A 5835-nucleotide genomic window follows, 5' to 3' on the forward strand; every position below is an offset into this window, starting at 1 on the left:
TGGTTGCCGCGGACGAAGAGGTAGGGGACGCCGAGCGAGGCGATGCCGTCGAAGACGCCGGCGGCCTCGCCCTCCTCGGCCGTCCCGAAGTTCACGAGGTCGCCGGTGTCGACGACGACGTCGATGCTCTGGTCCCGCACGACCGTCCGCATCAGCGGGTACTGGTTGCCGCCGTGGACGTCGCTGACCAGCAGGACCCGCAGCGCGGGGTCGGACTCCAGCGCCCCCGCGGCGTACTTCTGCTGCAGGGCGGTCGAGAGGGCCAGGAGGTTGCGCAGGTACGGCGTCACCTGGGTGGCGCGGGTCTCGACGTCGCCGAGCAGCCCCTGGTTGCGCTGCAGGGTGCCGAGCACCTCCGTGGCGGTGAACGACTGCTGCCGGCTCGGCTGGTAGGTCGTGTAGATCGCCGCCGACGTCCCGACGGTCGCGACGAGCCACGACGCCGCGGCCGCGCCGACGAGCCAGCGCGGCGGGCGGCGACGGCGCGCGCCGCCCGCCACCGCGAGGACGACGACGACGAGCAGCAGCGCCCCGAGCGCGAACCGGCCGAGCAGCCGGGTGGCGACCTCGCGGACCGCGGCGTCGAGCTCGCCCGGGCCCGGGCGCAGGCTCGCCAGGCTCAGCTGCGGCCGGGCGAGGACGTCGGCGATGCTCGCCCGAACCTGCGGGACGGCGCGGATGCCGGGGGCGAGCCCGGAGAAGCCGACGCGCGCGTCGCCGAAGGTCGTCTCGGCCACGATCCGGCCGACGTGCGCGGGGTCGGCGTCCAGCGACACCGTCGCCTGGTAGGTGCGGGTGTGCGCGGTGGCGGGCGCGAGCGCCGTGGCCGCCACTCCCGCGAGGACGCACCCCACGACGAGCACGAGGGCGGCCAGCCCGTGGCGCAGCCGCCGCGAACCGACCCGGTGCCCGCCCGACCACCAGACCCCGACGGCCACGGCGAACGGGCCCAGCGCGGTGAGCGCGGCGACGACCCGCTCGTGCAGGCCGAACGAGCCGCCGGAGAGCCCGACGCCGAGCGAGGCCACCGCCGCCAGCAGCACCCCCGCGAGCGGGCGGGCCACGACGGGCCGCAGCACCGGGGGACCACCCCGGCGGGCGGCCAGCGCCGGCCAGAGCGCGAGCAGCACGAAGGAGGCGACGGCCACGGTCGTGTGCAGCGCCGAGGACTCGGTGCGCGAGGGCAGCGGGGCGGCCGCCACCCCGATCGTGGCGAGCCCGCCGGCCGCGAGCGTCAGCCGCCCGGCTCGCCGGGCGGACGCCAGGGCCGCGGCCGTCCCGCAGTGCGCGACCCCGGTGACGACGAGCGCCGCCGTCATCACCCAGCGGTGCGGCGTGGCCAGCGAGGCCAGCGCGCTGATCGACTCCGCGCGCGGGTCGTAGCCGGGGCCGACGAGGTCCGCCGCCCAGGTCCAGCCGCCGACGAGCGCGAGGACCGCCACCGCCGAGCTGAGGACGGCGGTGCGCAGGGCACCGGCGGGGCGCGACATGGCTCCCACAGTAGGTCGTTCGATGAGGCCCGAGCGCCCGCCGTAGGCTGGACGGCATGGCGCAGACCCCGCTCCCGGACGCCCTCGACACCGCGTTCGACGGGGTGCTCCTGGACATGGACGGCACGCTCATCGACTCCATCGGGGCCGTCGAGCGGAACTGGACGACGTGGAGCAGCGAGTACGGCGTCGACCCGCAGCGGCTGCGGAGCTTCCACGGCGTCACCGCGCGGGGCCTCATCGCCGAGCTGCTGCCCGAGGACCGGCGCGAGGAGGCCTACGCGCGCATCCTCCAGCTCGAGGTCGACGACGTCGACGGCATCGAGGTGCTGCCCGGCGCCGCCGACCTGCTGTTGCGGCTGCGGGACGCGGGGGTGCCGACGGCCATCGTCACCTCGTCGGGCGCGCCGCTGGCGGAGGCCCGGCTGGCGGCGACGGGGCTGCCGCACCCGCCGGTCGTCGTCACCGCCGACGACGTCCCGCGCGGCAAGCCCCACCCCGACCCCTGGTTGCTCGGCGCGGAGCGGATCGGCGTCGCCCCGGGGCGCTGCGTCGTCGTCGAGGACGCGGTCGCGGGACTGCGGGCGGCGCGGGAGGCCGGCTGCGGCGGGCTCGTCGCCGTCACGTCGACGACGCCGCGGGCCGAGCTGGAGCAGGTGGCCGACCTCGTCGTCACCGACCTCACCGGGCTCACCTGGGAGGTCTCAGCCGTGGAGCGCACGGTAGCTGTCCACCGCGCCGGGGTGCAGGGGCACGGGTGAGGTCTGGATCATCGTCGCCGGCGTGAGGTACTGCAGGCCGCGGACGTAGTCGGGGAGCAGGACCGCCGCCCGGCGGACGAGCACCTCGACGACCGCGCCGACGACCCGGTCCGGGAGCGCGGCCCGGGCCAGGAGCAGGTTCGGCACGCCGACGGTGCGCGCGTCCGCCCCGGGCGGGGCGTAGCCGACGGGCGGGACCCGCCGCGGCGCGTACGGGAAGCCGGACGCGGCCAGCGGGTCGACGTACCGGGCGAGGTCGAGCATCCGCAGCGGGACCTCGCGGTCCAGGGCGGACACGGCCGGCGTCGGGATCCCGCCGGACCACAGCACGGCGTCGACCTCCTCCGCGCGCAGCGACCCCAGCGCCGCGGCCAGCCCGGCGTGCGTCACCCGGACGGCGTCCGCGCCCGGGCCCTCCCGCAGCCCGGCCGCCCGGAGCAGGGCCGCCCCGGTGACCGCCGCCCCGGACCCCCGCGCGCCGAGGCTCACGGTCCGGCCGCGCAGGTCCGCGAGGGTGCGGACCGGGTCGCCGGCGCGCACGAGGAGCTGGAGGTAGTTCTCGTAGACCCGGGCGACGGCGCGGACCTCGGCCGGCACGGGGTCCCCGAGGGCGTCGGCGAGGGTGAGGCCGAGGTCCGCCTCGCCGGAGCGCACCCGGCGGACGTTGTCGACGCTGCCCTCGGTGCGCAGGACCTCGACCTCGACGCCCGTGCGGTCGGCGACCCGCTCGGCGAGGAGGCGGGCGAAGGCGATGTAGATGCCGCGGTCGTCCCCGGCGGCGATGGTGAGCCGCGGCGGGAGGTCCGGCGCGCAGCCCGCCAGTGCCCCGAGCCCGCCGAGGAGGGCCGGCCCGGCGGCGGCCCGCAGCACCGTGCGACGGGTCGTCACCGCTCCCCCTCGGCGGGGCCGAGGTCGAGGACGGCCCGGGTCCCGCCCGCCGGTGCGGGCCGCAGCACGAGGGAGCCGCCCCGCCCCTCGGCCAGCTCCGCCGCGATGGCCAGGCCGAGCCCGCTGCCCTCGGCCGACCCGCCCCGGCGGCCGCGGCTCCAGAACCGGTCGGTGGCGAGGTCCCACTCGCCGCCGTGCACCCCGGGGCCGTCGTCGGTGACGGTGACCCCCACCCGGTCCGCCGAGCGCGTCACCGCGACGGTGACGGTGGTGCCGGGCGCGGTGTGCCGCACGGCGTTGTCGAGCAGCACGTCGAGGGCCTGCTCGACGTCGGCGGACGCCGCCACCCGCGCCTCGCCCCCGCGCCCGCACCCGTCGACGACGAGGTCGACGCCGTGCTCCGCGGCGAAGGCCTCCCAGGCCTCGACCCGCCCGGCGACGACCTCGGCCAGGGACGCCTCCCCGTCGGCGCCGGCCGCCCGCCCGCGCCGGCTGCCCGAGACCTCCTGGGCCCGGGCCAGGGCCATGAGCTGGTCCAGGAGGCCCTCGAGCCGCTCGAGCTCGCGGGTGAGGGCGGCGTGCGAGCGCCGGCCGGCGGGGTCGAGCGACGGGGCGAGCGCGTCGACCCGCAGGCGCAGCGCGGCGAGGGGGTTGCGCAGCTGGTGGGAGGTGTCGGCGACGAGCCGTCGCTGGTCCCGCAGCGAGCGGTCGACGGCGTCGGCCATCCGGTTGAACTCGGTGACGAGCTCGCGCAGCTCGTCCGGGCCCTCGGCGAGCACGCCACCGGACCGGTCGCCGTGCGCCAGCGCGCGGGCCGCGTCCTCGAGGGCGTGGACCGGGCGCATCGCCCAGCGGGTGACCCACCGGGTGAGCAGCAGGGCGAGGACCCCGAGGCCGGCGGCACCGGCGACGATGGCGGCCCACGAGAGGGCGACGGCCCGGGCGGCCGGTCCGGTGTCGACCCGGGTGAGCGCGGCCCCGACGACCTCGCCGTCCGCGGTGGCCGTCGCCGCGGCCACCGGGTGGTCCCGGGTCCACGGCAGGATGCGCGACAGCGGGCGGGTCGCGTCGTCGACGAGCGCCAGGCGCAGCGCCGACGCGACCTCGGGGTCCCGGGCGCTCAGCCCGCCGGCGCCCACCGAGGTCCGTCCCTGGCCGTCGACGATGAGCACCGGCTCGCCGTACAGCGCCCGGTAGCGCTCGGCATGGCTGCGCGCGGCGGGGGTGTCGGCGACCTCGGCGAGGCTGGTCAGCTGCCGCTGGCGCTCCAGCGAGACGGCGTTCGTGCGGCTGTCCGCGAGGGCCAGCGCCAGGGGGACGGCCAACGACCCGACGGCCAGCGCGAGCAGGAGGGCGACGACGAGCCGGACCCGCCGCTCCATCAGGCCTCCAGGCGGTAGCCGAACCCGCGCACCGTCGTCAGGGGCAGGTCGCGGCCGAGCTTCTGGCGCAGCGCGGCGACGAAGACGTCGAGGGCCCGGGAGCGGCCGGAGTCGGGGCTGCCCCACACCCGCAGGTGGAGGGTCTCGCGGCTCACGGCCTCGCCCGGTCGCTCGGCGAGGACGAGGAGCACCTCGAGCTCGGTGGCGGTGAGGTCGACGCGGGCGCCGTCCCGGGTGGCGGTGCGGGCGGCCGGGTCGATCCGCAGCCCGCCCCAGGCCAGCACGCCGTCGGGGCCGCTGTCCGGGGCCGACACCCGCGCCCGCCGCGCGAGGGCGTGCACCCGGGCGAGGAGCACCGGGGCCCGCACCGGCTTGACGAGGTAGTCGTCGGCCCCGGCCCGCAGGCCGAGGACGACGGCGCCGTCGCCGTCCCGGGCGGTGAGGACGAGGACGGGCACCTCGCTGGCCCGCCGCAGCAGCCGGAGGAACTCCAGGCCGTCCATGTCCGGGAGGCCGAGGTCCAGCAGGACGAGGTCGGCGTCGCGGACGTGGCGCAGGCCGTCGTCCCCGCGGGAGAAGCGGGCGCACTCCCACCCGGCGTCGGAGAGGGTGTCGACCAGCGCCTCGGCGACGCCGTCGTCGTCCTCGACCACGACGATCCGCATCGGGGTCAGGATAGGGACCGAGGCGGGCGGAGCGGGGTGCCCGGTCAGCCGCCGAAGGCCTTCTGGACGGCGCCGACGAGCTCGTTGACCCCGAGGACGAGGAACGCGACCGCGCACAGGCCGAGCAGGACGTTGGTCAGCGGCTTGTTGCGCCACTGCCGCGGCACCCGGTCGGTGTTGAGGATCCACAGGAGCGTCACGGCGAGGAAGGGCATGAAGAGCGACCCGAGCACGCCGTAGGCGAGGATGAGGTACACCGGCTTGCCGAGCAGCATGAGGACGATCGGCGGGAAGGTGAGCCAGAGGATGTAGGCCTTGTAGTAGCGGCCCCCGGCGAGCCGGTCCGGGTGGTCGGCCGGCTGGTGGCGCACCCCGCCGGCGAAGTCGGCGAACATCAGGCTGACGCCGTTCCACACCCCGACCAGCGAGCTCATCGCCGCGGCCCAGAAGCCGATCACGAACACCGTGCCCGCGACCGAGCCGTACCGCTCGGTGAGGACGTCGCCGAGCTGGACCAGGCCCTGGTCCCCGGTCTCGACGGCGATACCGGCGGAGTAGAGCAGCTCGGCGCCGACGACGAGGGTGGCGATGACGAACAGGCCGGTGACGACGTAGGCGGTGACGTTGTCCAGGCGCATGACCCGCATGG

The 5835-nt window shown here is 77.4% G+C and carries 6 protein-coding genes; 1 reads left to right on the forward strand and 5 read right to left on the reverse strand.

The window, feature by feature from the left end; all coding sequences use genetic code 11:
- Nucleotides 1-1490 (reverse strand): DUF998 domain-containing protein (locus tag EPD83_RS19670; RefSeq protein WP_165567040.1); only part of this gene is annotated, 1490 nt, incomplete at its 3' end.
- Between the two features lie 56 nt (nucleotides 1491-1546).
- Here EPD83_RS19670 and EPD83_RS19675 point away from each other — a divergent pair.
- Nucleotides 1547-2251 (forward strand): HAD-IA family hydrolase, encoded by a 705-nt coding sequence (locus tag EPD83_RS19675; protein ID WP_128366133.1) that lies wholly within the window; start codon nucleotides 1547-1549, stop codon nucleotides 2249-2251.
- Here the strand turns inward: EPD83_RS19675 and EPD83_RS19680 are convergent.
- The 4 genes from EPD83_RS19680 to EPD83_RS19695 all read right to left on the reverse strand — a co-directional run.
- Nucleotides 2195-3139: a TAXI family TRAP transporter solute-binding subunit gene (locus tag EPD83_RS19680; protein WP_205859634.1), complete on the reverse strand. Its 945-nt coding sequence runs from the start codon at nucleotides 3137-3139 to the stop codon at nucleotides 2195-2197. The two genes, EPD83_RS19675 and EPD83_RS19680, sit on opposite strands and share 57 nt — an antisense overlap.
- Nucleotides 3136-4521: a sensor histidine kinase gene (locus EPD83_RS19685; RefSeq protein ID WP_128366134.1), complete on the reverse strand. Its 1386-nt coding sequence runs from the start codon at nucleotides 4519-4521 to the stop codon at nucleotides 3136-3138. Before EPD83_RS19685 ends, EPD83_RS19680 begins: the two co-directional genes overlap by 4 nt.
- Nucleotides 4521-5186, reverse strand: coding sequence for a response regulator transcription factor (locus EPD83_RS19690; protein ID WP_128366135.1), 666 nt, complete (start codon nucleotides 5184-5186; stop codon nucleotides 4521-4523). The genes EPD83_RS19685 and EPD83_RS19690 overlap by 1 nt, the downstream gene beginning before the upstream one ends.
- A gap of 44 nt (nucleotides 5187-5230) precedes the next feature.
- Nucleotides 5231-5835 (reverse strand): Nramp family divalent metal transporter (locus EPD83_RS19695; RefSeq protein WP_205859635.1); only part of this gene is annotated, 605 nt, incomplete at its 5' end.

The sequence above is a fragment of the Phycicoccus flavus genome (genome assembly GCF_004025965.2).
In the GTDB taxonomy this organism is placed as follows: Bacteria; Actinomycetota; Actinomycetes; order Actinomycetales; family Dermatophilaceae; genus Phycicoccus; species Phycicoccus flavus.